The organism is Allorhizobium sonneratiae, from assembly GCF_023700755.1.
GTDB lineage: Bacteria > Pseudomonadota > Alphaproteobacteria > Rhizobiales > Rhizobiaceae > Allorhizobium > Allorhizobium sonneratiae.
The window spans coordinates 116,730-141,611 of record NZ_JAMKOJ010000009.1; the positions used below are offsets into that span (position 1 = coordinate 116,730).

Below are 24,882 nucleotides of genomic sequence, written 5' to 3' on the forward strand. Positions count from 1 at the left end.
TTTTTCAGGAGTTCATTGCATGACACAGCCGCAAACATCCTCTGCCAGCAAGGCAGCCGCCTATATTCTGCGTCAGGGCGAAGGCGAGACCTATAATGTCGCGGGCCAGATCATCCGCGTTCTGGCCGGATGTGACGAGACCAATGGCGGCTATGGGGCGGTGGTCTGCGAGGCGACGCTCGACCGTCAGCCGATTCCCCTGCATTTTCATGAGCGTGAACACGATACCTGGTTTTGCACACGCGGGCGTCTGCGCATCTGGGCCAACGGCCTGTCCCGCATTCTGACCGAGGGCGATTTTGCCTATGTGCGACCCTATGACGTGCATTCCTATCAATCGGTTGCGCCGCGCACGCAATTTTTCGGCATCGTTGCGCCCGGCGGCTGGGAAGGTTTCTTCGAAAGCGCCGGCAGCCCATGGACAGAGCCGGGACTGCCGCCGCAAAATCATCCCTTCGATTTTGCCCGCATGGGCATGAGCATGGAGCGTTACCGGATCATGCGCGTGCCCGAACAGGTCTATGCCGAGGCAAGCTCCGGCGACGGTATCGATTGCGTGCTGCCGGACACGCCGTGCTCTTATGTGCTGCAGGCGGGTCACGGCAAGCGGCGGCGTCTGGCCGGTCATCTCTCCACACAGATCCTTGCACCCGCCCTGTGCGACGGGCAGGTCGACATGCGCACGATCGAAGCCGGACGTGGCGCAACCCAGCCCGCGCTCATGCATGAAACGACCCATGTTACGCTTTATGTTCTCGAGGGTCAGCTATCGCTCTCGCTGAACGGCAGAACGGAAACCCTGCAAACCGGCGATTTTGCCAATATTCCAGCCGGCACGGTCTACGCGACCAGCGTCATCAGCGGCACGGCGCGCTGGCTGCTTTCAGCGGCCAACGGCAATGGGCTGGCATTCTGGGATGAGCTTGGAACGCCGACGGAAGAATTCACCTTCAGTCCAGCCGATGGCGAAGACCTTGCGCAACGCATGCGCACCGATCTTGCAGCAGACGTCAAACGCGCCGACTGACGCTGACAAGCTACAAGGTGCCGGAAAGCATCCGACAGAAAATCGCAACCGTTCCGATGCTCACCGGTTTGTGTGAGCATCGGATTGTTCGCCAAACCGTTCCCACTTTCCGCTACGATCCACCTGCATGATTTAAAATGCGACAGCGTCCTTTGTGCGTTTTATAAAACGCAACCGCGCTGTAGAAAGTCTTATTGCCAATTTTTTTACGGTTTATACAAGGCTGAAACATGCTGTAGACTGCCGTAAAAAGGATGCGCAATGGACGCCGAAACAGACGACAAGACACCGAGCGAAATGCATAATGGAACGCAGAGCAGCGCAAGGGCATTGTCACAGAACCCGCACGCCGTGCGTGAGCCAAAGCAAAACAATCTTGAAATGGCCATTGGCCATGAGGTGCGCGCCTATCGCAAGAAGCTCGGCATCACCGTGACGGACCTTGCCGCAGCCACCGGCATTTCGCTCGGCATGTTGTCGAAAATCGAAAACGGCAATATCTCGCCATCGCTGACGACCCTGCAATCGCTGTCGCGTGCGCTCGGCGTGCCTTTGACGGCGTTTTTCCGCGCCTATGAAGAGCCGCGCAATGCCGTTTTCGTCAAGGCCGGTGAGGGTATCGAGCTGGAGCGGCGCGGCACGCGGGCGGGTCACCAGTATAATCTGCTCGGCCATATCGACAACAATTCGAGCGGTGTCGTCGTCGAACCCTATCTCATCACGCTGACGGCGGATTCCGACATCTTCCCCACCTTTCAGCATGAGGGCATGGAGTTTCTCTATATGCTCGAAGGCGAAGTCGTCTATCGCCATAACGACCAGCTCTTCCCGATGCAGCCGGGCGACAGCCTGTTTTTCGACGCCGATGCGCCGCATGGGCCGGAACAGCTCGTCAAGCTGCCGGCGAAATATCTCTCGATCATCAGCTATCCGCAGCGCGGCAAGGTCGATTGAAACAGCCGTGAGGGCATTGTGCGTGTTATCAGACGCACAATGCCCTCACGCTTTGCAATCACATCTGCCCCATGGCGGAGGCTGCTGCTTTGAGCCTGCGGGCACGCCTGGCCAGAAAGATCGGCAGGATGACCACCGCCACCGCCATGGCCCACAGCACAAGGGAAATGGTGCTTTCAAACAGGATCGAGAGATCGCCGCCGCTGATTGCCAGCGCATTGCGCAGATTGACCTCCATGACCCGGCCAAGAACGAAACCGAGAATGATCGGCGCCATGTCGAAGCCTGCTTTGCGCAACAGCCAGCCCGCCACTCCGATGGCCAGCATCAGATAGATCGACAGGATCGAGGCATGGGTGGAATAGACGCCGACAATGGACAGCACCAGAATGCCCGGCACCAGCAGCCAGTTCGGCACGGTCAGCACGCGGGCGAAAATATTCACCAGCGGCAGGTTGAGCAGCAGCAGAATGACATTGCCGACGAAGAGCGAGGCGACAAGACCGCCAACGATTTCCGGCCGCTCGACCAGAAGCATCGGGCCGGGCTGGATATTGTAGAGCATCAGCGCGCCGAGCATGACGGCGGTCGTGCCGGAACCGGGCACGCCAAGCGTCAGCATCGGCACGAAAGCGCCGCAGGCGGTGGCGTTGTTGGCGGCTTCCGGTGCGGCCAGCCCGCGCACATCGCCCTTGCCGAACGTGCCTTCGGTATCGGAAATACGCTTGGCGGTCGTATAGGAAATGGCGCTGGAGACGGACGCGCCCGTGCCCGGCAAGACTCCGACGACGAAACCGATCACGGCGCTGCGCAGCGTCGTGCCCGTGCATTTGACGATATCGGCCCAGCGCGCCGTGGTGCGGCCAAGCTCGCGGATCACGGTGAAGCCGCGGCCCTGATGTTCAAGAATGATCATTGCCTCGGAGACCGAGAACAGCCCGATCACCAGCACGACGAATTCGATACCGTCACCCAGTTCCGGCTCGTTGAAGGTAAAGCGATAGGCCCCGGATGTGGCATCCAGACCGACAGTTGCCAGCATCAGGCCGAGCGTGCAGCCGATCAGCGTCTTGACCGGCTGACTGCCGACCATCGAGCCGAGCGTGGCAAAAGCAAAGACCATCAGCACGAAATATTCCGCCGGACCGAAGCCAATGCTGAGGCTGGCGAGAAGCGGCGCAAACAGCGCCAGCCCAACCGCGCCGATCATGCCGCCGACAAAGGAGGAGAGGCCCGACAGCGCCAGCGCTTCCCCCGCCCGGCCCTGCCGTGCCATGGGATAGCCGTCCATGGCTGTCATCACCGCGCCGGCATCACCCGGCACATTCAAGAGAATGGAGGAAATGCGCCCGCCATATTCCGCCCCGCAGTAGACGGCGGCCAGCAGGATCATGGTGCTTTCCGCCGGAAGGCCCATCGTATAGGCAATCGGCAACAGGAGCGCGATGCCGTTGATCGGCCCGATGGCCGGAAGAGCGCCGACCATGGTGCCGATAAAGCAGCCGAGGAAGCCGATCAGCAGGTTCTGACCTGTCAGCGCCACGGCAAAACCATGCAAAAGATAGTCGAAATTCATGGCTTGACCCTTTCCGTCAATGTGCGCCGAACAGCGCACCGGCTGGCAGATAGACATCCAGCAGATAGGCGAAGACAAACCACCAGAGGCCAGCATGGCCTGCCGCACCGATGGCCGACTTCACCAGTGGCGCGCCAAAGAGCAGCGCCGTGCCGAAAGTGAGCACGAAGACCGAAACGGCAAAACCGCCCGGCTCGAACAGCAGCGCCGCGACAATCAGCAGGGCCGGAATGGCGAGCACCCGCAACAGCAGGCTGCCTGCCGGAAACCCCTCGGCACTGCCCGGTGAATAAAGATAAAACAGGCAGAACAGCCCGAGCAGCACCGCAAGACCGATCGGCACGACCCGCGGCCCGAGCGGATCGGAAGCAAAAGCATATTCGATTGCGGCGCCGCCGATGCCATAGGCGATGGCCAGCACAAGAAGGACAAGACCGGCAGCGCGGCCGGTGAGCCTGATCGCGCGGCTGGAAGGATGATGGACGTCTGACATGCGGGTCTCTCGGTGATCCTGTGTCCTTCCTTGGCGCTCTGGCCCCGGCACTCTGACTTCGGCACTCTGGCCAGGCACTCTGGCCCAAGCACTCTGGTACAGGCGCACAGGCATGTTTGCCTGAGAAGGACGATCGATGGGTGATGATTGCCATGGACAGGCGGCGGCCTGCTGCAGGTTTCCTTCAATCGGGTGCGATTGAAGGAGAAAATGATGCAGCAAATTTAAAGTGCTGAAGCGCGGATGCGTTTTATAAAACGCATCCGCGCTGCACGCGTTACATGCTGGATTCCTTGGCGAGGATCTTGTAGCGGGCAACATCGGCCTTGACGCGATCTTCAAAATCCTTGCCGATCAGGGTGAATTCGAAAAGGCCGCGCGCTTCGCGCTCCTTGGCAAATTCAGGCGTGGCGGAGACTTTGCGGAATGCATCGGTCCACCACTTGTAATCCTCTTCGGACACGTCCTTGCCGACATAATAGCCACGCCAGACCGGCCAGTCGATGTCGTAACCCTGTTCCTTCGCCGTCGGCACATTGGCAAGCTCGCCCGGCAGGCGCTCCGGCGCCATGACTGCGAGAATGCGGATCTTGCCAGCCATGTGATGCTTGACCATCTCTGCCGCATCGCCGGAGCCGACCTTGACATGGCCGCCTTCCAGCGCGGTCAGCACGGCGCCACCGCCTTCCAGCGCGACATAGCGCATCTTTTTCGGGTCCTGCCCGGCAGCCTTGGCCAGCAGCGAGCCCTTCATCCAGTCCTGCGAGCCGACAGCGCCGCCACCGGCAATCGGAAAGGAATTGGGTTCGGCCTTGTAGGCGGCAACGAGATCGCCAAGCGTCTTGTAAGGAGAATTGGCAGCCACCACCAGCACGCCGTAATCGGCGCCGAGCGCGCCGAGCCAGCGCACTGCCGTTTCGTCATACTGGCCAAACTTGCCCTGCGCGATCAACAGTGCCGAGCCGGACGAGGCGGCGGTGATGAGATTGCCATCCTTGCTGCGCTTGCTGATCACATGATTATAGGCCACCGCGCCAACGCCGCCTTCCATATAGGTCACAGCCATGGGCTTGCTGATTTCCTTGCCTTCCAGCAGCGCATTGGCCGCCAGACGGCAGGTCAGATCGAAGCCGCCGCCGGGTTTTGCGCCTGCCAGGCATTCCGGCTTGGCCGGTTCGGCCACGGCCACAAGCGTCATGGACAGCGTCATCAGGCATGCGCCCGCGAGCGTCTTCGTCATGTTACGGATCATTCTTCTCTCCCGTTATACCCTTACAGCGCCGTGCGCCATATATGGCGCACAAAGGACACAGTAACGCTTTAAATTTGCTGCATAATTTTCTCCTTAAGCCGATTCCGGTTTAAGGAATTATGCAGTCGCGACCTGATCGGACATCCCTTTATCCCGCGACAGCTCATCGCCGCTTCAAGCGGTTGAGCAAATGGGGCGTGACGAAACGGGCTTCCTCCGAGGTCGACCGACTCTCTCCCTTGACGTCGGCACCTGTGAAACTAAGGCGCTTTCCTGTCATGATCCTGTCAAAATCATGGCCATCGCCGTTTGTAAGCGCTGCCAGCCATCTTGATTCTTCCCCCCCAGCCATGCGAAGAAAAAGAGGTGAGGATATTTCTGGTTGAAGACACGCAGGATGTGGGCGAGGCAATCTGCCGCCGTTTCCAGCAGACGGGTCATACCGTCGACTGGGTGGCGGATGGCGTCTCTGCGTCCGAAATCCTCTCCTTTACCGATTACGATCTCATTATTCTCGATGTCATGCTGCCGGGCATGGACGGGTTCGCCGTGCTGAAAGCGCTGCGTCAGGCGGGCAGCGGCGTGCCGGTTCTGGTGCTGACAGCGCGCTCGGAAATCGACGACCGGGTGAGCGCGCTCGATCTCGGTGCCGACGATTATCTGGTCAAACCCTTCGATTTCCGTGAGCTGGAGGCGCGCGCCCGGGTGCTGTTGCGCAGGCGCAGCGGCGGCGAAGCCACCAATCTTCTCGTCTGTGGCGATGTCAGCCTCGATCGCACCAATCGCAGCGTCCGCGTCGGCAAGCGCGAGGTGCAGCTGAAGCGCCGGGAAATGACCCTGCTGGAAGTGCTGGCCTCACGACCGGGAAAAGTGTTCAGCAAGGAAGAACTGCTCGACCGGCTGTTCGGTTTTGACGAAGCCGCAGGCGCCAATGCCATCGAGCTTTATGTCGGCCGGCTGCGCAAGAAACTGGAGGGCGCCCAAACCCGAATCGTCACGCTGCGCGGTGTCGGCTATCAGTTGGTTTCCGATGCTGGCGCATAAAAGCTCGCTCTTTTCCCGGCTGATGCGCCGCGTGGGGCTGGTGATGGCCATCGGCGCTGCGGCCATGATCACCGCCGCCTGGTATTATGCCCGCGCCGCCGCCGATGATGCCTATGACCGGCTTCTTTTGGGTGCGGCCCTGCAGATGAGCGAGGGCCTTGTCGTGGTCAATGGTCTGCTCGACGTACAGCTGCCGCCTTCGGCCTTTGAGCTTTTGGGGCTCGCCCAGCGCGACCGCATCTTCTACCGGGTACTCGACACCCATGGCCAGACCCTGACGGGCTATGACGATCTTGGCCGCGATATCGATGTCACGCAAAGCCGCGCCGCACCGCTGGTGGACAATGCCGTCTATCGGGGCGCCGATGTGCGCATCGTCACGCTGTCGCATCCCGTCTCCATCGACGGAGAAACCGAATGGGCCAGCCTGATGGTGGCGCAGACCACCGAAGCGCGCGGCGCGCTGGTGAAAGAACTGGTCAGCCGCGCCGTCCTTCTGGTGGCGCTGATGTGCCTGCTGGCCCTTGTCGGCACGGCCTTTGCCATCCGCTATTCGCTGAAACCCGTGGCCGATCTCGGCGATGTGCTGGCACGCCGCGATCCGCAGGATCTGACACCGCTCAGCGTGGCCGTGCCCGGCGAATTATGGCCCTTCGTCGCTTCGATCAACCATTTCATCCGCCGTCTGGACGAGCGTGTGCGGCTGATGCAGCGCTATGTCGCCGATAGCGCCCATCAGATCCGCACGCCGCTGACGGCGCTGTCGGCCCAGGTCAGCCTGATCGACGACGCGCGCCTTGCCCCGGAAGACCGGCGGCATCTGGAGCGGGTGCGCAATCGCACGGCGGAACTGGCGCGTTTCACCAATCAGTTGCTGAACCATGCCATGGTCATCCACCGGGTCGATTCCGCCCAGCTTGGACCGCTTTCACTGAATGATGTGGCGCGTGCGGCCTTTCGACAGGCGATTCCGATCACTGTCGATCCCGATCTGGTCGTGTCTTTCGAAGCCTCGGAGGACAATCCGATGGTGATGGGCGACATGCTGAGCCTGCGCGAAGCCGTGGTCAACATCATCGACAATGCCTTGCGCCATGGGGTTGAAAACCGGCTCGACGTGCGCGTCGAGAGGGGCGAAGGCTGCGGCCGCATTGTCGTGGAGGATGACGGTCCGGGCATCCCCCCCGCCGACTGGGAAAGCGTGACGCAACGCTTCTTTTCCACCCGCAGTCAGGGCCCCGCCTCCGGGCTGGGCTTTGCCATTGCCTCGGAAGTGGCGCGCGCGCTTGGCGGAACGCTTGGATTTCGCCAACGCTCCGCCACCACACCCTTTGCCGTCTGCCTCGAACTGCCATTGATCCGGGAGGCGACAGCATGAGCAGGATTTTATCGGCCATCGTCGTTTTCCTTTTCACCGCTCTTGCCGCAGGAGCGCAAGCGGCAGAAGGCGATCGGGAGATTTTTCCCGCGCTTGGCGCACCGCAAAGCGCACGTCTCGTCATTCATGCCGCGACCGATCTTGAGGCCATGCGCCCGCTGGTGCGCGATTTTCAGGAAACGGCACCCGGCATTGCGGTGGAGCTGCGCGATTTCGTCACCAACGACCTGTTCGCCGATGTGGCGAATGCCTGCGCCACGGGCCGGGACAGCGCCGATATCATCCTCTCCTCCTCCGTCGATCAGCTTGTGCGGCTGGCCAATGACGGCTGTGCCGTGCCGCATCGCTCGGCAGAGACGGCGCGCGTGCCCGAATGGGCCAACTGGCGCGATGAAGTCTATGGTTTCACTTTCGAGCCGGTGGTCTTCGTCTATGACAAACGGACCGTGCCGCCGCAGGACCGCCCGATGAGCCATGAGGCGCTGGTCGATCTTTTGCGCCGCAAGCCTGCCGACTATCGCGGCCGCATCGGCACCTATGACATCAGCGCCTCCGGCATTGGCTATCTTCTTGCCTTTTACGATTCGCGTCAGGCCTCGACAACCTATGGCCGCCTGATCGAAAGCGTCAGCCGCGTCGAACCCGTGATCCGCTGCTGCAATGGCGAGGTGCTCGACGCCCTGGCCTCTGGCCGCATCCGTATCGCCTATAACGTGCTCGGCTCCTATGCCTATGCCGCCATGCGCGCCAATCCTAATCTCGGCATCATCGTTCCGAGAGACTATGCCCTCATCCTCTCACGCGGCGCGATGATCCCGTCCACTGCGCGCAACAGCGATCTGGGGCGGCGGTTTCTCGACTATCTGCTCTCACCGCGCAGCCGCGCGCTGGCCTTGCGTAGCTCTTTCTTCTTCTCCGAAGATGCCAGCCTGCCAAAGGGCGTGGAAGGCCCTGAGGATCTGATGGAGTCGGGCATTGGCCGGCCAATCCGCATCGGCCCTGCCCTGCTGGCCGCTCAGGATCAGCTTCAGCGGCGCAATTTCATCCATGACTGGCGGCGCCTGATCGACATCGAACCGGCGCCGTGATGGCGCTCACGCCATCACAAGGATGCGCCCGCGCAGAGGGTGATTTGCTGGCCTGTCAGGCTGGGCACCGCATCCGAAAGCAGAAATTCGATCAGCCGGGCAACTTCCATGGGATCGACGAACCGTCCCATGGGCGGCAGTTTCGGCGCAAGTCCTGCCCGTTCGGGCGAAGACAGCATCGGCGTATCCGTCGCGCCCGGCGCGACCACATTGACGCAGATCCGGTCTTCCACCAGTTCCGCCGCCCAGGAGCGCGCCAGCGCCAGCAAGGCTGCCTTGCTGGCCGCATATTGACTGCGACCGGCAGAGCCTGACGCCGTGCGGCTTCCGATCAGCACGATGCGACCGCCGAAGGGCAGATCCGGCATCATCCGGGCGACGATCTGGGTGGCGGCATCGACGTGCAAACGCCACATCTGCGCGCCCTCCGCACGATCCAGCGTTGACAGCGTGCCGGGCCGCAGGATTCCGGCAGCATGCACGATGGCATCAACCGGGCCGACCCCGTCAAGCACGCGCGACAGCGCATCGGCATCGGCAATGTCAACGCCGTGCCATGAGAGCCTTGCATGTGACAGACGGGGTGCGCGACGGCTCAGGCCGACAACATCCCATCCTTTGTCCAGCAAAAGCCCGGCAGCAGCCTCACCGATGCCGGAACTGACACCGCTCAAAAGCACCCTTCCGGGCAGGCTGGCGGGACGGCGCGTCGTTTCAACCATGATATGTTTTTCCTTAACAGGCTGCCGAAAAAATGCAGAGCGGTTTTCCGTCCGAAATACGTAAAAACAAAGATTTAGAGCTTTTCAGGTTCAGACTGGAGCTGAAAGCCGATCAGGCCGAGGCCGTCGATGGCAGCCTCGATCCGCTCTCCCGGCCCAGCAGGATGGGCGCCGCCGAAAGCGCCGGTGATGATGCGCGCACCGGCCCGCAGGCCCACACCGGCCTGCGCCAGCCGGCTTGCCAGCCAGACCAATGGTTCCAGCGGATCGGCACCCGAAGGATGAGGTAGCCGGCCCTTGACCAGAACTGTAGGTCCGACTGTCAAACGCACCGGATAGAGGCGAGGTTGCACGAAATTGTCGACATCGACCTCTTCTTCCGCATAAACGAGGCCATGATTGGCCAGCCTGTCCCCCTGTTGCAGATAGGAAGACAGGCCTGGTGATTTGACGATCCGGCCCGCCACAAGCTCGACCGCAAGAAAGGCGCCGGACAGCGCCTCCAGCACCTCGGAGCGCGAAAATGCACCATCTGCCGGCAGGCGGGTCAGATCGCGGGCAAGGTGAAAGCCGATCTCAACTTCGACCCGCATTGGCCGGTCTACGGAAATGGCGACCGGAGCCTTATAGGTATCGCGGGCAAAGATTGCGCCCCAGCGCCCTTCTGCCGGGCCTTGCTTTGCCACTTTATAGGCTGAAACCGGCCCGCGCACTGCCGCCTGCAACCATTGAACCTGCTCGGCTTCGGCCTGATCGCGTGGCCAGAGCGCTTCAGGGACATCAATGGGCAATGCGCCGCGCTCAGATGCCGCCAGCAGCAGGTCTGCCAATTGTTCTGACTGTTCGCTCCTTCTGCTGACGATCATTGCGGGCTCGTTTGCGGGCTCGGCAGGCTGACATGTTTGATGGCCCGGCGAAACCAGGTATAGGCAATGTGCAGACGGCCATCGTCCGCCTCGATGATCGAGGGATAGGACAATTCGCGGTTCAGCGCTTCCTTTGAATTGTTGGACAGGCAATATCCGTCGCCGTCCTCGAGATCGAGGCGGATCGGCCAGCTCTGCCCGCCATCTGCCGAGATCGACAGGGTCATCGGCGCGCGTGGTGCGCCCCAGAAAGCGGTTGGGCGGTCGGTGATCGTCGTCGGATCGACCGATATCCCGGCACCGTCGTCCTCGATTTCATCGTAGAGGGACAGACGACGCTCCCGCGCATTGTCACGGCTCGACCAGTTATGCACCATGGCCAGACGGCCATCAGCCAGCGCCGTCACCTGAATGGAGGAATTGTTGTTGGGCAGGGGCAAATCCTTGACCGGCGACCAGCTGTCGCCATCATCCTGAGAGGAAGAGATGCGCACATGATCGGCAAAGCGTGAGCGGAAAAAGGCGACATGACGTCCGCCGCCCAGAGGCACGATATTCATATGCACCGCGCCGAGACTGTCCGGCACCTCCACATGCCGCCAGCTCCTGCCCTGATCATGGCTGATTTTGACCGCCGCGCTATCGTCATTGCCCACCCAGGCAATGCCCGGCTCGGTGCGGCACAAAAACACCGGCAGCATCCAGCCGCCGTCCTGCCGCACGACAAGCGGCTGACGGACAAATGTGCCCGGCTCATCGATCAATGTGCCGATCGGACCCCAGCTCATCCCGTTGTCTTTGGAAATCCGGTAACGCACGAAGGCAGTATCCTGACGTCCGCTGATCTGGGCCGTCCAGATCAGCCAGAGCGAGGCATCGGGTGCGGTGAAAAGAATGGGGTTTTGCTCCGAACGTGTCGGATCGTCAGACAGTTTCTCGGGTTTGCTCCACTGGTTAGCGCCCTGTTCCAGGCGCGAAAACCAGATGGAAATATCGGCAATGCCTTCCTGGGTGCCTCCGAACCAGACACAAGCGATATCGCCATTGGCCAGCAGATGCAGATTGGCGGCATGGTTTTGCACGCAATCGGACGGCAACAGCGCCACGGTGGCATTCTGAATGAACGGATGGGGACGAAGGACGCCGTCGATTGCCGGGTTTTCGTCGGTATGGGTCGGTTCGGTCATGTCTTGATCCAGTGTTTCAAGGCAGGCGGTGGCAGGGCCGCGCTGGCCCTTGCTTTTCATTCCGCATGAAGGGCGAGGGTTTGGCGCTGGGCCATGAGTTCATCGACATCCATATGCGCGGTTGCTGCCCGCCGCTTTGCCATGGAATTGTCGCCGAAGATTTTCTGGCGGGCGATGAAGCACCAGATCATCATCACCCAGAAAGCCGCCAGCAGCACCCACCAGATGGGCGACAGGCTCTTGTAAAGCACGATGCCGATGCAAAGCCCGAGGAAGACCAGCCGTTCGATGAGCGACAGGTTCTGATGCATGAAGCCTTGAATGGCCGCGGCCCAGGCCGCCGTTGCGCACATGGTGCCGAAAAAGGCGAGGAGAATATTGACAATCGGGCCGTTCCACAAAATCACCGGGTCCTGAACGAAACCGAAGGGAATGAGGAAGCTGACCGCCCCCATGCCTGTGGCAAGCATGGCCGTCTTCATCGTATTGGCCTGCGCCACCCCGGCGGCGGCAAAGGAGGCAAGCGCCACCGGCGGTGTCACCATCGACAGCACGCAGAAGAACATGACGAAGAAATTCGCCGCCAGCCTGTCGATGCCCATATTCACGAGTGCCGGAACGAACATCACCGAACCGATGATATAGGCCGCGACCGTGGGCAGGCCCATGCCCATGATGAGGCAGCCGATGACGATGAGAATAAGCGACAGATAAAGATTGCCGCCGCCGAGAACGGCAAGGCCCGAAACGAATTTCAGCGCCAGATTGGACTGGGTGGCCGAGGCCATGATGATGCCGATGGCGCAGAGCGGAACCGACAGCAGCGCCATCTGCCGCGGCACATCCACGGCAATCTCGAACAGGGAAGAAAAACTGTAACGGGTTGCCGCGCGCAGCAAGGGGGCCAGCAAGGCGGCAACCGAGGCATAAAAGGCTGCGAATGGCGCAGAATAGCCGGCAAACAGCATGACGAGCAAGAGAACCGGGCCGATGAGAAGATGAATGCGCGGCATGATCGGCGCGATCAGCTTGCGGGTATCGATGCTGACTGAGCCGGCACCGGTCTTGCGCGCCCTGAGATCGACGATCAGAAACAATGCGCCGTAAAAGGCCAGCGCCGGAATAATGCCCGCCAGCGCAATACGCGTATAGGGAATGCCCATGAGATCAGCCATGACGAAAGCGGCAATTCCCATCACCGGCGGCATCAGCTGGCCGCCCGTTGAGCCGATGGCCTCGGTCGCGGCGGCTTCTTCACCGGTATAACCGGCGCGGCGCATCAGCGGGATCGTCAAGACCCCGACGGCTGCGACATTGGACACCGCCGAACCGGAAATCGTGCCGAACAGGGCAGAGCCAATCAGGGCGGCCTTCGCCGCGCCGCCCGTCAAGCGTCCAGCCGCCATCATGGCAATGTCGATGAACAGCTGGCCACCGCCGGTTGCTGCGAAGATCGCCCCGAACATGATGAAATAAAAGACAAAATTGATCGCTGTCGACGAGGTGACGCCAAACAGGCCATCCGTGTTCATCGTCATGATATCGGTCAGTTCCGACAGGTTAAACCCGGAAAAGCCTAAAGGACCGGGCACCAGATAGCCGAAAGCGGCATAGGCCAGGAACACCGCGATCATGGCCAGCAGGCTCCAGCCGACCGTGCGGCGCACCGCCTCAAACAGGATCAGAACACCGACCACGAAGACCAGTTTATCGACGCCGAAAACCTCATCGATATAAGGCAGTCTGGTCTCCAGACGGTTGAGATCCAGCACGAAGTGAACCGCAATCAGCAGGCAGACGGCAACCATGGCGATTTCGAGCGCCCGCCCGGGCAGTTTCACCCTGCCGGACCAATTGACTGCCGTCACCAGAATGGTCAGGGCAAGCGCCAGAAAGACATGAACAGGCACAGCCAGCATCGGCGCATCCGGCCAGAAGAACTGCTTCAGCAGAAAGGCCAGATAGAAAAGAGAGAGCGCAATCACAAGCAGGCGATGAAACTTGGAATAGGTGATCATGGTCGAATTCTTCGAGCGATGAGGGGATATGGTGAAGGCGGCAAGGCCATGACGCCTTCACCATCGGTCTTTCACAGGCGCCATGACAGATGAGGCATGGGTCTGATGAGAGCGGCGGGCTTCAGTTTGCCGCGCCAAGTTCCTTGCAAAGGCGTGCAGCGCCCGGATGCAGCGGCGGCGATCCTGCATCGACATGGCAACCGGCAACCGGATCCCATTCCTTGAGGGGCGCATGGGTCTTGGCAATATAATCGCGATTGTCGACGAGCGTTTTGAGGAAGTTGTAAACATCCTTGTCGGAGACGGACTTGCCGGCGATCAGCATCGTATAGCTGACGGGGTTCACGTAAACACTGTCCTGCCCGCGAAAACTGCCTGCGGGCATGGCGCCCTTGGGCAGACCGGCAGCCGCCAGAGCGTCCATGTCCTTTTGCGTGAAGGGCACGAAGACCATGTCATTGGTCAGCGTCATTTCGGTAACCGTTGCCTGACCGGCCGGTGCACTTTCGATATAAACATCAAGCCGGCCGTCTGTGAGCATGGAGGTCAACTGACCCGAGGAGGCCTGCGTGATTTCACCGGCCTTGCGCAGTTTTTCCAGGCTGGTTCCCTCGGCCTTGAACAGGAAATCGGCAATGATCGGCACCTGACTTCCTGCCGGTTTAAGGCCGATCCGCGTGTTGACACCCGGCTTGAACAGGTCGGCGACCGTCTTGATATGATGCTCATCGACAAAGGCTTTGCGTGCGATAACCATCGTATAGGCCGTCTGCATGCCGCTGGTCACCTGACGGATGTTCTCCGCCTTCTTGCCCTTGTAAACATCCTCCAGCCCTTCCTTTGCCCAGACGGCGGTATTCGATGTGGTAAAGCCGAAATCGGCCATGCCACGATCAACCGCTGTCGGATTGCCGAAAGCGCCACCACGCGGAATGATGTCAACCTGCATGTCGGCGGTTTTGCTGTCGTCAATCAATTTGGCAAAGGTGGCGGCATAGGTGTAAAAACTGCCGCCCGGTTCCTGCGCGCCCAGCTTCACCATGTCCTTCGCGAATGTCGCGCCGGTGCCCAGAAGCAGGCCAATGCCGGATACGGCGGCCAGCAGGCCAAACGTCTTGCGTGTCATGTTTTCTCCTCCTCAAACAGGCCCTCCCGGCCTGACACAATTGCGATGACCGGCATTGCGCATGCGCCGGTCGCAGCCAAACAGAGTAAACTGCGCCTGGATTGAAGCATCACACCCTTCCCCGTCGCGGTGGCAACGGAGACTTCTCCCGATGTGAGCTGGCCAGACCATGTCAAATGTTCGGAATGCGAACGTTTGATCTCTATTTACAATAAAATAGGCATGACCGATTTGCGCTGTCAAGCGCCGCGCTGAACATGCTGCAAAGACCGACTTCTCTTCACCGATGAGGGTCTCTCAGCAGACCGCAAAAAATTACACAGACTATCTCATTGATAAAATTACTATTTCTTGAATTTTTCATCGGCATGCCCGCCATCGCCTATGCCGATATGTTGCAAATATTGTCCTGTGCAGCTTGCAATCTGCCAAAAATTTTCGATGATATGTTCGCAATACGAACATTTCAGAGTCCACCGCCTTGACCACCGAGACCGCCAAACCTGCTGCAAAAGACAATCCGAAAAATTCCGTTCAATCGGTGGTGAAAGCCTTCAGTGTCATGCGCAGCTTTACGCCTGAGCATTTCGAACTGTCGATTTCGGATGTCGCCAAACGCACCGGCCTTGACCGTGGCACGGCCTACAGGCTTTTGCACACCTTGCAGGAGGAGGGCTATGTGGCTGCCGTGCCAAGGACCAGACGGTTCAGGCTGACGCTGAAATGTCTCGAACTTGGCTACACCACATTGACGCATTTTTCCCTACGCGAACTGTCCCGCCCCTTGCTGAGCGGCTTGCTGGACGATGTTGCAGACGCGGCCTCTCTCGGCATGATCGACGGACCGGATGTCGTGTATATGGAACGAATCCAGGGCGATATGGGCGGACGGCAACTGGAGAGACGGGTTGGCGTGCGCGTCAGGATCTATGCGGCCGCCCTTGGTCAGGCGATCCTTGCCTATGAGCCACAGGAGGTTCAGCGGCGTGTGCTTGAGATGAGCCCGCGCATCAAGCTCTCGGAAAGCACGATCACCGATCTCGATGCCTTGCTGGACAGGCTTGCCATTGTCCGCCAGCGCGGCTGGGCCTTTTCTGACGGGGAAAATGCCTACGGGTTGCGCACGGTTGCAGCCCCTGTTTTCGATGCGCGTGGCAACGCCATTGCCGCCATCTCGGCCACAGTCACGGCGGAACGCTGGCAAAATCGCGATCAATTCATTGAAAAGGCAGTGCCGAGAGTGCTGGCCGTCACACAGGAATTGTCCGAGGCAATCCGCATTTCAGGCGGCGCCATCAACATTGGCCGCAACCTTTGAGACGATACTCTTCCGTCTACGCAGAAGACAGTCCTTGCGATGCTGTTGATTGCGTCACGGCACCACTTTTTCAGTCGAAAAAGGCTTCGCGCAGGATCAGCATGGCGGCACCGCTGGAGGCGGCATCGCCTGCGACCTCGGACAGCAGCAGTTCAGGCCGGCTGGGACCGATATCGTAACGGTGAGTGGTCCAGAATTCAGCCCGCGCCATCAGCATTCGGGCCAGTTCCGGCGGGATCTGGCCGCCGAAAACGATGGCCTGCGGATCGAGAATGGCTGCAAGCGCATTGACCATGCGCCGCATCGGCGGTGACACCCGCTCCACCCATTCGGCCACGCCCGGCCAGTTCAGGTCAAACCGCAGGCTGAGATCTTCGATCGAATCGACGCTGACGCCCCGTGAACGCACTTCATCCAGAAGATAGCGCAAGGCCGGGCGGTTTTCTCCTTCTTCCGGCGTGTAGATACCGCCGATTTCTCCGGCATTGCCGTTTTTGCCGAGAAGCAGCCGGCCATCAATGACGATGCCGCCGCCGAAGCCGTAATTGAACGACAGATAGGCGAAGCTGTCACATCTGCGCCCCACGCCGCGCAGCAATTCCGCGACGGAGGCTGTCGTCGCATTGTTCTCGATGCGCACAGGCAGCGAAAATGCATCCTCAAAAATCGGCGCAAGATCGATCAGCGACCAGTCCCGCAGCGGTTCCGGCGCGTTGACCTGTCGCCGGTCGGCAATGAAAAAACCCGATATGCCGACCCCCAGCCCGACCACTTTGTCAAAGGACACGCCATTGCGCTCCAACATTCGGTGGAGGATGTCCTTCATCTCGGCCAGCGTCTGGCTGCGGCTCATCGGGCGTACGCGCATGCGCACCTCTTCGCGGATATGGCAGGCCATATCCAGCAGGGTAAGGCTGGCGGAATCGGTGTTGATCGAAATGCCGAGCGCAAAGGCGGCCTCACGGTTCAGCATCATCCGGGGGCTGGGCTGGCCGCGCAGACCCTTTTCCGGCTGACCGGCCTGCAGCAACCCCTCCTGCATCAGGTCTTCGACAATGCGGTGTACCGATTGCTGTGTCAGATTGGTGTGCCCGGTAATGGCCGAACGCTGCACCGGATCGAGGCGGCGCACGATTTCCAGAATCATCTTTTCGTTGCGGCTGCGAGCTGCGCAGCGAAGAGGCGTCTTGGTATCCATAGGGGCTTTGCGATCCATGTCTGCTCAGCTTTGCCGCAGCAGGCGACAATGCAAAATCACAGGAAGAGTTCATATACAGCCTAAAATTTCAACCGGGAAGATTGAGGCAGACGGAAAAAGCTTTTGTTCCAATATGCTGCCGCCTGTTTCTGCTTTCTGTCTCCAAGGGCAGACAAGCGCCTGTTTCCGGCTTTTCCGACTTCGTCATTGAATAATTACAATTCAAGTGTAATAATTTGAAGACGCGCTTCGCCACGGCATGTGCGTGGCCGACAGCCCGAATCTCCACCTGTAACCCGCACCGCTTCTGCGGCGCGCCTTGAAAGCTGACCATGACCAGACTGTCCGCCTCTGCGGCCTTTGCCGCTGCCAAACCTTGTCTTTATTCGCGCATCCACGACACCGTCTTGACGGTGGCCCATCGCGGCGTGTGGGATCACGCTCCGGAAAACTCCATCGCCGCGCTTGAGGCGGCGATCAAGGCCGGGATCGAGATTGTCGAGATCGACACCCAGTCGACGGACGATGGCGTGCTCGTCGTCATGCATGACGAGACCATTGACCGCACGACCACCGGACAGGGCGATGTGTCCGCACTGGAAAGCGGCTATATCCGCAGCCAGTTCCTGAAAAATGCTGCCGGGGGACCACAGGCTGGCGTCAGCGGCGAACGGGTGCCATTGCTGCAGGACGTGCTGGAGGCGGCACGCGGCCGGGTATTGATCAATATCGACACCAAATATGAACGCGATCTTGCCGCCGTTGCCCGACTGGTCATGGACATGAACATGGCCGAAGGCGTGATCATGAAAACCGTGGTCGACCCGGATGCCGACATCCATCTGGCCGAAACGCTCGGCCTGATCGGCACCATTCCGCATATGCCGATCATGCACGCCCGTCCCGGCCGTTTTGCCGAGGATCTGCGCCGGATCGAGCGGCTGAATGCGCCGATGATCGAGACGAAATTCACCCATCTCGATGACCTGATCGCCGCGCGCAGCGAGCTGGAGCGACAGGACATCCGGCTCTGGATCAACACGCTGGACGTCTCTTTCAACATGGACCTGAACGATAGCCGTGCGATGGGTGATCCGGATGCCGTGTGGGGCACGCTGATTGATGCAGGAGCCGGGGCCATCCAGACCGATTGCGGCCCGCTTTTCCGGCACTGGCTCAACAGAAGCCGTACCGGATCAGAAAGTGATTGAAATGCCTCACAGCCCGGCTTCTCGCCTGCAACAGGCCACGATCATCGTTCGCGAGGCAGCAGGGCTGGCCAAATATTATTTCGAACGACGCGGCACGCTTGAGACCGAGACAAAAAGCGGGCCGCAGGATTTCGTCTCCGAGGCGGACAAGGCTGTCGAAACCCTTATACGCCAGCGGCTTGCCGAGGCTTTTCCCGGTGAAATGGTGCTTGGCGAGGAATTCGGCGGCACGGCGACCCGCCATTGCTGGATCATCGATCCGATTGACGGCACCAGCAATTTCCTGCGCGGCCTGCCGCTCTGGGGCATTTCCCTCGGATATATTGCCGAGGGTGAGCCGGTGCTGGGGGTCATCGCCCTGCCGGTGCTGGGCGACTATCTGGCCGGTGAAGTGGGTGCAGGCGTTTATCTCAACGATATGCCGTTCAGCCGCCCCGATCATCTCGTAGATATCAGGCTGATCTCGCTCGGCGACAGCGTCAACGACGATCTCGATCAGGTCGCAGAGGAACATCTTTTCTGGCGGCGGCGCGGCTGGACGGTGGAATGTTATCACTCCACCTCCGTGGCGCTTGCCTTTGCCGCGCAGGGCAGGCTTGATGGTCACATCCAGCTTGTCACCACGTTGTGGGACATTGCCGGGGGCGCTGCCATATGCCGGGCCGCCGGAATGAGGGTTGAAATCGGCGAAGCGCCCATATCCATCCGCGCTCTCGCCAGCCATCTGTCATAAAGGCCCTTTTCAACAGAAACCCCGCCGAACCTGTTCGGCGGGGTTTGTCATTGCTTTTCATAAGGCGAGAAACCCTGCCTTATTTCTGCACGACATTGGCAATGAAGCCGGGCGTGATGTCGTGGTCGCTCAGGGGCGCATTCCAGTTGCGGCTGTTGACGCGCTCTGCCGCCGGCACCAGCGCCTTGGAGCTGTCGGCTGCCGTATTGGCCGGGGCCGAGCCGAAATCCTGGTTGAAGGTGGTCTGGGTCTTTGCCGAGGTGAGCCAGGAGATGAACAACAGGGCGGCGGCCTTATGCGGCGCGTTTGCCGGAATGGCCACGACATTGCCGCCGCCATTCATGCCGAATTTCGGAATGTAGAATTTGATGTTGTCGCCGATCTCGTGATTTCTCTGCAGCGTCGTCAGCAGGTCTTCCCAGGAGGGAACCAGCAGAAACTCGCCGGAATTGAGCCTCACGAGACTGTCATTGTTCGAGGCAGTGATGACATACTGGTCCTTGCGGGTGTTGAACCAGTCATAGACCGGCTTCAGATCCGGCACTTTCGTCACCTTGTCATCGGGCTTGAGGCCCAGAACATTGCGCGCCACATTTTCGATGAAGGACGGGCCGGAGCCACCATTTTCATAGTTGAAACCCAGTTGCTGCGGATTGGCGGCCATCCATTTCGACAGATCGTCAAGGCTTTGCGGCAAATCCGCTTGTTTCACCCGGTTGCTGTCATAAGCAAGGCCTGTCTGGTTGCCCCAGAACTTGATGCCATAGCCTTTCCAGTCGGTGCCTTCGGCCTGATCGGTCAGGTTTTTCGCCTCCGGCATGAGCGGCAGGATCGGGCCGTAAAACAGTTTGGCCATGTCGAGCTGGCTACCCGATTGTCCGCCCATGGCGATCACATCGATATCGCCGGTCATGCGGCCGTTTTCAGCCATCACCTTGTTCAGCGCATCGTTGGCATTGGACAGCGAGGGCAGATTGACCCTGATGCCGTATTGCGTCTCGAACGCCTTGACCTCCTTGCGGAATTCCGGCTGATGATACCAGACATACCAGGTCAGTTCTCCCTCGGCCCTGGCCTGATCCACCACCTTGCTCCAGGGCATGGTGACGAGATCGGCGGCAAACGCCGGACCGGTGAGGAAAAGACCGGTAACGGCTGTAACAAGCAATTTGCGCAGCATGATGCATTTCTCCGTTGAACACAGGGGACGGTGTGATCGGGAAGCGGTCAGCCTTTTCCCGAGACATGCGCCGGATTGGCCGATTGCAGCAGTCGTTCGACAATCAGCATCAACACGACATTGGGAACGACAAGGATCAGCGAGACAGCCGCCGCATTGGGACGGATGAAATTGAACCCCAGAAACGAATAGAGAATGGTTGGAATGGTGATGAAACCCGGCGAGCCGACAACGAAGGCAAGCGCAAATTCCTCCATCGACAAAATGAAGACGATGAGAAAAGCCGCCATCAGCCCCGGCGTCAAAACCGGCAGATAGGCCACGCGAAATACCGACAAAGGTGATGCACCAAGGTCGCGCGCGGCATGGATGACATCCTTGCGCACCTGGGCAAAGGAGACGGTCAACAGTCGCACGGCATAGGGCATGAACATCACCATATGACCGAGCAGAATGGCCGGATAAGGCGCGAAAAACCCCATGGAAATCAAAAGCGAGGCAAAGAAGACCGCCGTGACGAAACTCGGCATCACCAAGGGCAGCAGCACCAGCGCCTGAGCCAGAGACTTGCCCGGAAACTCATACCGACCGAAGACATAAGCCGTCGGAGCGGCACAGATCAGCGTGGCAAGCCCCACGACCGGCGCGAGCGAATAGGAATGCAGCATGGCCAGCGGCAGCGCGGTGGTCTGCCAGATATCGCTCCAGCGCTGGAAAGACAGTTTCGGCGGCAGGATATGCGGATAGCTCCAGGCCTGACCCGGATCGACCAGCGACCACAAAAGCGCCATGCCAAAGGGAATGGCCAACCATAAAACCATCATCGCGATGAGAAGGCCGCTCAGAATGTTTTCAAACGTTCGGCTCATGCCAGCCTCCGGGACAGGCGCCCTGCAAGGCGGACGATGAGGGTTAAAACCACCACGCCGCCCAGCGAGAGCACCATCAGCATGACGGCGACGACGGCGGCGCCATTCCAGTCGCCATTGTTCATCCGGATACTATCCATATAGGTGGCAAGGGAGTTGACCGAGGGCGGACCGGCCACGGACTGAAAGCTGTAATCCCCCGCCGCACCGATGAAGACCAGCGCTAAAGCCGCCTGCATCGCCTGAACGGACAAGGGCAGCACCACCTTGAAAAAGCGGGCCATCCGGCCTGCACCCATATCGCGCGCCGCCAGAAGAACCGGATCGGGAATGGCCTGAACCGAACCGGCGAGCAGAAGATAGGCGAGCGGCAACTGCTTCCACACCTGCAGACCGATGATCGCATAGCCATGGCTGTCATTCTGCATTCTGAGCGGGCGCGACCAAAGCCCGGTCCAGACCATGAATTCATTGACGAAGCCATGAAAGGAAATCACATTGATCAGCAGAAAGGCCGCCACCAGCCCCGGCACCAGATAAGGCGCTTTCAACAGCGCCGAGAGATAAAGCGAGCCCGGAAACGGCCGCCGCAGCCACAGCGCAAAGGGATAGGCCAGCGCCACCGCGAGAAAAGCCGACCAGGCCGCCATATCCGCCGACCAGAAGAAAGCACGCCAGAAACGCGGCTCATGCCATTGCTGCTGCCAATAGGTCAGGCTGAAACGGCTGACGGTCGCACCGAAATCATTATAGCCCAGCGACATGATGACGACGCGGGAGAGAACCAGCACCATGAAAACGGTAACGAGACCAGCGCCGGGAAGCAGCAGCAGAATAAGCACCCACCCCTTCGGTCGCGAAAGTGCAGCATGGTTTTTTTGCGCAACAGTGTCAGCCATGATCGCTCTCCTCCAGCAGCACCACGTCCTCAGGCGCAATGGCGAAGGAAACCGCCGCGCCCGGCACGATCCGGTTGCGACCGGGAAGCTGGAGACGCACGGTCTCCTTCTCCGCCGTGACAAACACATCGCTATAGGCCCCCTGAAAGGCGCTTTCTGCCGCTCTGCCGCTGAGTGGCCCGCCAAGGCGCACGACTTCCGGCCGCCAGCAGACAAGGGCATGGTCCTTGTCGGCTGCATTGACCTGCAAAGGGCCGAACGGCGTCATCATCACGCCATCGACAATCGGCCCTGAATGCAGATTGGCCGCCCCGATGAAATCGGCGACAAAGCGGGTTTTCGGCTGAAAATAGATCTGGCGCGGCGAGCCTGCCTGCTCGATCACCCCCTGATTGAGCAGATAGACCGTATCGGACAAGGCCAGCGCTTCGGCCTGATCATGGGTGACATAAAGGGCGGTGAAACCGAGATCCCGCTGCAAAGCCCGGATTTCGTGGCGCACCTGATCGCGCAGCTTGGCATCGAGATTGGAAAGCGGCTCATCGAACAGCACCAGTCCGGGCGCAACCGCCAGTGCCCGCGCCAGCGCAACACGCTGCTGCTGGCCGCCGGACAGCGCATTGGGCAGCTTTTCCGCATGGGCTTCAAGCTCGAATGTCTTGAGAAGGCTTGCAACCCGGCGGGCCGTTTCCATCTGCGCCAGCTTTTTCTGGCGTGGGCCGAAGGCGATATTCCGGGCAACGCTCAGATGCGGAAACAGCGCATAGGACTGAAAACACATCGCCGTATCGCGCCGCTCCGGCGATAGTGCCGTGACGTTGCGGCCATCGATGAAAATCTGGCCGCTCAGCGGCTGAACAAATCCCGCAATGACATTGAGCAGCGTGGTCTTGCCGCAACCGGATGGCCCAAGCAACGTGACGAATGCCCCCTCTTCAACGCTGAAACTCACGCGCTTCAACGCATCATAGGTGCCAAAGCGAACGGCAATCTCTTCCAGCACCAGTTTTGGCATTCCGGCCACTCCCGTCCTTTTCACTGTGATCCTGTGTTATGCAGAACCTATTACTACACATACATTGTAGTATTTGTGACAGACAGAGCGTTTCAAGACCACGCAGCGATTGCGCATGACCTTTCTCAGGTGGCGCCGGAAGAGAAGCTGATGGGGTGCTACAGCGCCGTGCTTTTCAGCGTTTCACAGAAACAGTGAGCGGAAACCGACAGCCGTGGTTCGGATAAGTTTATCCGCCCATCAGCTGAAGATCACCTGAATATCCGTGTATTCAACCAGACCTTCCTCGCCAAATTCCACGCCGAGACCTGAGGACTTCACGCCACCGAAAGGTGCATTGGGCTGAATCGCGCCGTGCTTGTTGATCCAGACGGACCCGGTCGTGATGCGGCTCGCCACCGTCTTTGCTGCCTCGATATCGGACGACCAGACCGAGCCGCCGAGACCGTTCGGGCTATCATTGGCGAAGCGAATAGCTTCTTCCACATCCGAATAGCGGATGATGGGCAGCGCCGGACCGAACTGCTCTTCATCGACCAGCGGGTCGCCGTTCTTAAGCCCGGCAACGATCGTCGGCGGGAAGAACAGCCCCTCGCCCGGCTCGCCGCCCAGCAGCACCTTGCCGTTACGCTTGGCATCGGCGACGAGCCGCGAAACCTTGTCGAACTGCGCGCGGTTCTGGATGGGACCGAGGATGCTCGTTTCCTCCATGCCATTGCCGACCGGGATGTTCTTTGCATAGGCGACCAGTTCGTCGCAGACGGCATCATGGATGGACTCGTGAACATAGAGCCGCTTCAGCGCGGCGCAGGTCTGGCCGTTATTGATGAAGGCACCCCAGAAGAGGCCTTCCGCAATGGCCTTCGGATCGGCATCCGGAAGCACGATGCCGGCGTCGTTGCCGCCCATTTCCAGGGTCAGGCGCTTCATCGTGTTTGCCGCGGAGCGCATGATCTTTTGGCCGGTGGCGCAGGAGCCTGTGAAGACGATCTTGCGGATGCCGGGATGATCGGACATGGCCGCGCCGAGATTGACGCCCTTGTCGCTGCCGGTAACGACATTGACGACACCTGCCGGCAGAACTTCGTTGATGATCTCGACCAGTCTGAGCGTCGAGAGCGGCGTGAAAGGCGATGGCTTGATGACCACCGTGTTGCCAGTGCGCAGCGCCGGCATGATGTGCCAGATGGCGATCATCACCGGGAAATTCCACGGCGTGATCGAGCCGACGACACCGAGCGGCTTGCGGTGGAGTTCGACGCGGCCCTGTTCATTGTCCTGCAGCACCTTCACAGGGAGCGAAAGAGCGGTCGTGTAGCCGGCCCAGGCGTGCGCGCCGCCCATTTCCCAGCGAGAGCCGAGTCCGTTCATCGGCTTGCCCTGTTCCAGCGTGATGATTTCCGCAAGCTCCGCCTGGTGTTCTTCAATCTTGGCCGTCACCGCCGCACAAGCCGCCTGAAGCGCTTCGTCGCTCTGGGCCGACCATGACATGAAGGCCTCGTTGGCCGCCGCGACGGCAGCGTCCAGATCGGCAAGGCCTAGATCGGGCGCGCGCCCGGCTTCAGCACCCGTTGCCGGGTTGATGACTGAAAAATGCGCCTGCGCCTGCACCGGCTTTCCGCCGATCGTTGCTTTGTAATCCATGTTTTCCTCCTCAAACAGACCGCCTTTCAGGCGCTCATCAGAGGCGAATGATCATGCCGGACGGATCGCTGGACTTGGACTGAA

At 60.0% G+C, this 24,882-nt stretch carries 22 protein-coding genes; 8 read left to right on the plus strand and 14 right to left on the minus strand.

Annotation, left to right across the window (positions count from 1 at the left end):
* Window positions 1-19: 19 nt before the first annotated feature.
* Window positions 20-1,027, plus strand: a complete 1,008-nt coding sequence (locus NAC44_RS16380; RefSeq protein ID WP_250942530.1) for a cupin domain-containing protein — start codon at window positions 20-22, stop codon at window positions 1,025-1,027.
* Window positions 1,028-1,324: 297 nt separating this feature from the next.
* Window positions 1,325-1,981: a helix-turn-helix domain-containing protein gene (locus NAC44_RS16385; RefSeq protein ID WP_250942658.1), complete on the plus strand. Its 657-nt coding sequence runs from the start codon at window positions 1,325-1,327 to the stop codon at window positions 1,979-1,981.
* A gap of 58 nt (window positions 1,982-2,039) precedes the next feature.
* Here the strand turns inward: NAC44_RS16385 and NAC44_RS16390 are convergent, their stop codons facing one another.
* From NAC44_RS16390 to NAC44_RS16400, 3 genes are all read right to left on the minus strand, one after another.
* A complete protein-coding gene (locus NAC44_RS16390; RefSeq protein WP_250942532.1) occupies window positions 2,040-3,557 on the minus strand; it encodes a tripartite tricarboxylate transporter permease in 1,518 nt (505 codons plus the stop codon).
* Window positions 3,558-3,573: 16 nt separating this feature from the next.
* Window positions 3,574-4,050 carry a tripartite tricarboxylate transporter TctB family protein gene (locus NAC44_RS16395; RefSeq protein ID WP_250942534.1) on the minus strand — a complete coding sequence of 159 codons (477 nt, stop codon included), beginning with the start codon at window positions 4,048-4,050 and terminating at the stop codon, window positions 3,574-3,576.
* Window positions 4,051-4,327: 277 nt separating this feature from the next.
* A complete protein-coding gene (locus NAC44_RS16400; protein ID WP_250942536.1) occupies window positions 4,328-5,290 on the minus strand; it encodes a Bug family tripartite tricarboxylate transporter substrate binding protein in 963 nt (320 codons plus the stop codon).
* A gap of 378 nt (window positions 5,291-5,668) precedes the next feature.
* Between NAC44_RS16400 and NAC44_RS16405 the strand changes: the two genes are divergently transcribed.
* Genes NAC44_RS16405 through NAC44_RS16415 form a run of 3 tightly spaced genes read left to right on the plus strand, consistent with a single transcriptional unit; the run spans window position 5,669 to window position 8,812 of the window.
* A complete protein-coding gene (locus NAC44_RS16405; protein ID WP_250942538.1) occupies window positions 5,669-6,346 on the plus strand; it encodes a response regulator transcription factor in 678 nt (225 codons plus the stop codon).
* Window positions 6,309-7,724, plus strand: coding sequence for a sensor histidine kinase (locus NAC44_RS16410; RefSeq protein ID WP_250942539.1), 1,416 nt, complete (start codon window positions 6,309-6,311; stop codon window positions 7,722-7,724). The genes NAC44_RS16405 and NAC44_RS16410 overlap by 38 nt, the downstream gene beginning before the upstream one ends.
* Window positions 7,721-8,812, plus strand: a complete 1,092-nt coding sequence (locus NAC44_RS16415) for an ABC transporter substrate-binding protein (RefSeq protein ID WP_250942540.1) — start codon at window positions 7,721-7,723, stop codon at window positions 8,810-8,812. Before NAC44_RS16410 ends, NAC44_RS16415 begins: the two co-directional genes overlap by 4 nt.
* 14 nt (window positions 8,813-8,826) lie before the next feature.
* Here NAC44_RS16415 and NAC44_RS16420 read toward each other — a convergent pair whose 3' ends face one another.
* The 5 genes from NAC44_RS16420 to NAC44_RS16440 all read right to left on the minus strand — a co-directional run bounded on the left by NAC44_RS16420 (window position 8,827) and on the right by NAC44_RS16440 (window position 14,731).
* The gene (locus NAC44_RS16420; protein ID WP_250942542.1) at window positions 8,827-9,534 is read right to left on the minus strand and encodes an SDR family NAD(P)-dependent oxidoreductase; all 708 of its coding nucleotides are present in this window, start codon (window positions 9,532-9,534) and stop codon (window positions 8,827-8,829) included.
* A 74-nt stretch (window positions 9,535-9,608) separates the two neighbouring features.
* Window positions 9,609-10,400: a hypothetical protein gene (locus NAC44_RS16425; protein ID WP_250942544.1), complete on the minus strand. Its 792-nt coding sequence runs from the start codon at window positions 10,398-10,400 to the stop codon at window positions 9,609-9,611.
* Window positions 10,397-11,587: a sialidase family protein gene (locus tag NAC44_RS16430; RefSeq protein WP_250942546.1), complete on the minus strand. Its 1,191-nt coding sequence runs from the start codon at window positions 11,585-11,587 to the stop codon at window positions 10,397-10,399. Before NAC44_RS16430 ends, NAC44_RS16425 begins: the two co-directional genes overlap by 4 nt.
* 56 nt (window positions 11,588-11,643) lie before the next feature.
* Window positions 11,644-13,605, minus strand: coding sequence for a TRAP transporter permease (locus tag NAC44_RS16435; RefSeq protein ID WP_250942548.1), 1,962 nt, complete (start codon window positions 13,603-13,605; stop codon window positions 11,644-11,646).
* A 121-nt stretch (window positions 13,606-13,726) separates the two neighbouring features.
* Window positions 13,727-14,731 (minus strand): TAXI family TRAP transporter solute-binding subunit, encoded by a 1,005-nt coding sequence (locus NAC44_RS16440; RefSeq protein ID WP_250942550.1) that lies wholly within the window; start codon window positions 14,729-14,731, stop codon window positions 13,727-13,729.
* 481 nt (window positions 14,732-15,212) lie between these two features.
* Here NAC44_RS16440 and NAC44_RS16445 point away from each other — a divergent pair, with 481 nt between their 5' ends.
* Window positions 15,213-16,049: an IclR family transcriptional regulator gene (locus NAC44_RS16445; protein ID WP_250942552.1), complete on the plus strand. Its 837-nt coding sequence runs from the start codon at window positions 15,213-15,215 to the stop codon at window positions 16,047-16,049.
* A 70-nt stretch (window positions 16,050-16,119) separates the two neighbouring features.
* Here NAC44_RS16445 and NAC44_RS16450 read toward each other — a convergent pair whose 3' ends face one another.
* Window positions 16,120-17,265, minus strand: coding sequence for an ROK family protein (locus NAC44_RS16450; RefSeq protein WP_250942554.1), 1,146 nt, complete (start codon window positions 17,263-17,265; stop codon window positions 16,120-16,122).
* Between the two features lie 314 nt (window positions 17,266-17,579).
* On the opposite strand from NAC44_RS16450, the gene NAC44_RS16455 reads away from it, so the two are divergent.
* Together NAC44_RS16455 and NAC44_RS16460 are read left to right on the plus strand one after the other, a co-directional pair.
* Complete coding sequence (locus NAC44_RS16455; RefSeq protein WP_250942556.1) at window positions 17,580-18,458, plus strand: glycerophosphodiester phosphodiesterase family protein; 879 nt, start codon at window positions 17,580-17,582, stop codon at window positions 18,456-18,458.
* A gap of 1 nt (window position 18,459) precedes the next feature.
* Window positions 18,460-19,191, plus strand: coding sequence for an inositol monophosphatase family protein (locus tag NAC44_RS16460; RefSeq protein WP_250942557.1), 732 nt, complete (start codon window positions 18,460-18,462; stop codon window positions 19,189-19,191).
* A 79-nt stretch (window positions 19,192-19,270) separates the two neighbouring features.
* Here NAC44_RS16460 and NAC44_RS16465 read toward each other — a convergent pair whose 3' ends face one another.
* The 5 genes from NAC44_RS16465 to NAC44_RS16485 form a co-directional block, all read right to left on the minus strand.
* Window positions 19,271-20,371 (minus strand): extracellular solute-binding protein, encoded by a 1,101-nt coding sequence (locus tag NAC44_RS16465; RefSeq protein WP_250942558.1) that lies wholly within the window; start codon window positions 20,369-20,371, stop codon window positions 19,271-19,273.
* Between the two features lie 47 nt (window positions 20,372-20,418).
* Window positions 20,419-21,240 (minus strand): ABC transporter permease, encoded by an 822-nt coding sequence (locus NAC44_RS16470; protein WP_250942559.1) that lies wholly within the window; start codon window positions 21,238-21,240, stop codon window positions 20,419-20,421.
* Entirely contained in the window at window positions 21,237-22,139 is a 903-nt protein-coding gene (locus NAC44_RS16475; RefSeq protein WP_250942560.1) for an ABC transporter permease, read from the minus strand. Before NAC44_RS16475 ends, NAC44_RS16470 begins: the two co-directional genes overlap by 4 nt.
* Window positions 22,132-23,154, minus strand: coding sequence for an ABC transporter ATP-binding protein (locus NAC44_RS16480; protein WP_250942561.1), 1,023 nt, complete (start codon window positions 23,152-23,154; stop codon window positions 22,132-22,134). Before NAC44_RS16480 ends, NAC44_RS16475 begins: the two co-directional genes overlap by 8 nt.
* A gap of 240 nt (window positions 23,155-23,394) precedes the next feature.
* Entirely contained in the window at window positions 23,395-24,798 is a 1,404-nt protein-coding gene (locus NAC44_RS16485) for an aldehyde dehydrogenase family protein (RefSeq protein ID WP_250942562.1), read from the minus strand.
* Between the last annotated feature and the right edge of the window lie 84 nt (window positions 24,799-24,882).

What these genes read in the sequence shown, in the direction of transcription:
- NAC44_RS16380 (WP_250942530.1), top strand. Translation starts at nt 20, where the DNA reads ATGACACAGCCGCAAACATCCTCTGCCAGCAAGGCAGCCGCCTATATT.
- NAC44_RS16385 (WP_250942658.1), top strand. Translation starts at nt 1,325, where the DNA reads ATGCATAATGGAACGCAGAGCAGCGCAAGGGCATTGTCACAGAACCCG.
- NAC44_RS16390 (WP_250942532.1), bottom strand. Translation starts at nt 3,557, where the DNA reads ATGAATTTCGACTATCTTTTGCATGGTTTTGCCGTGGCGCTGACAGGT.
- NAC44_RS16395 (WP_250942534.1), bottom strand. Translation starts at nt 4,050, where the DNA reads ATGTCAGACGTCCATCATCCTTCCAGCCGCGCGATCAGGCTCACCGGC.
- NAC44_RS16400 (WP_250942536.1), bottom strand. Translation starts at nt 5,290, where the DNA reads ATGACGAAGACGCTCGCGGGCGCATGCCTGATGACGCTGTCCATGACG.
- NAC44_RS16415 (WP_250942540.1), top strand. Translation starts at nt 7,721, where the DNA reads ATGAGCAGGATTTTATCGGCCATCGTCGTTTTCCTTTTCACCGCTCTT.
- NAC44_RS16420 (WP_250942542.1), bottom strand. Translation starts at nt 9,534, where the DNA reads ATGGTTGAAACGACGCGCCGTCCCGCCAGCCTGCCCGGAAGGGTGCTT.
- NAC44_RS16425 (WP_250942544.1), bottom strand. Translation starts at nt 10,400, where the DNA reads ATGATCGTCAGCAGAAGGAGCGAACAGTCAGAACAATTGGCAGACCTG.
- NAC44_RS16430 (WP_250942546.1), bottom strand. Translation starts at nt 11,587, where the DNA reads ATGACCGAACCGACCCATACCGACGAAAACCCGGCAATCGACGGCGTC.
- NAC44_RS16435 (WP_250942548.1), bottom strand. Translation starts at nt 13,605, where the DNA reads ATGATCACCTATTCCAAGTTTCATCGCCTGCTTGTGATTGCGCTCTCT.
- NAC44_RS16440 (WP_250942550.1), bottom strand. Translation starts at nt 14,731, where the DNA reads ATGACACGCAAGACGTTTGGCCTGCTGGCCGCCGTATCCGGCATTGGC.
- NAC44_RS16450 (WP_250942554.1), bottom strand. Translation starts at nt 17,265, where the DNA reads ATGGATCGCAAAGCCCCTATGGATACCAAGACGCCTCTTCGCTGCGCA.
- NAC44_RS16455 (WP_250942556.1), top strand. Translation starts at nt 17,580, where the DNA reads ATGACCAGACTGTCCGCCTCTGCGGCCTTTGCCGCTGCCAAACCTTGT.
- NAC44_RS16460 (WP_250942557.1), top strand. Translation starts at nt 18,460, where the DNA reads ATGCCTCACAGCCCGGCTTCTCGCCTGCAACAGGCCACGATCATCGTT.
- NAC44_RS16465 (WP_250942558.1), bottom strand. Translation starts at nt 20,371, where the DNA reads ATGCTGCGCAAATTGCTTGTTACAGCCGTTACCGGTCTTTTCCTCACC.
- NAC44_RS16470 (WP_250942559.1), bottom strand. Translation starts at nt 21,240, where the DNA reads ATGAGCCGAACGTTTGAAAACATTCTGAGCGGCCTTCTCATCGCGATG.
- NAC44_RS16475 (WP_250942560.1), bottom strand. Translation starts at nt 22,139, where the DNA reads ATGGCTGACACTGTTGCGCAAAAAAACCATGCTGCACTTTCGCGACCG.
- NAC44_RS16480 (WP_250942561.1), bottom strand. Translation starts at nt 23,154, where the DNA reads ATGCCAAAACTGGTGCTGGAAGAGATTGCCGTTCGCTTTGGCACCTAT.
- NAC44_RS16485 (WP_250942562.1), bottom strand. Translation starts at nt 24,798, where the DNA reads ATGGATTACAAAGCAACGATCGGCGGAAAGCCGGTGCAGGCGCAGGCG.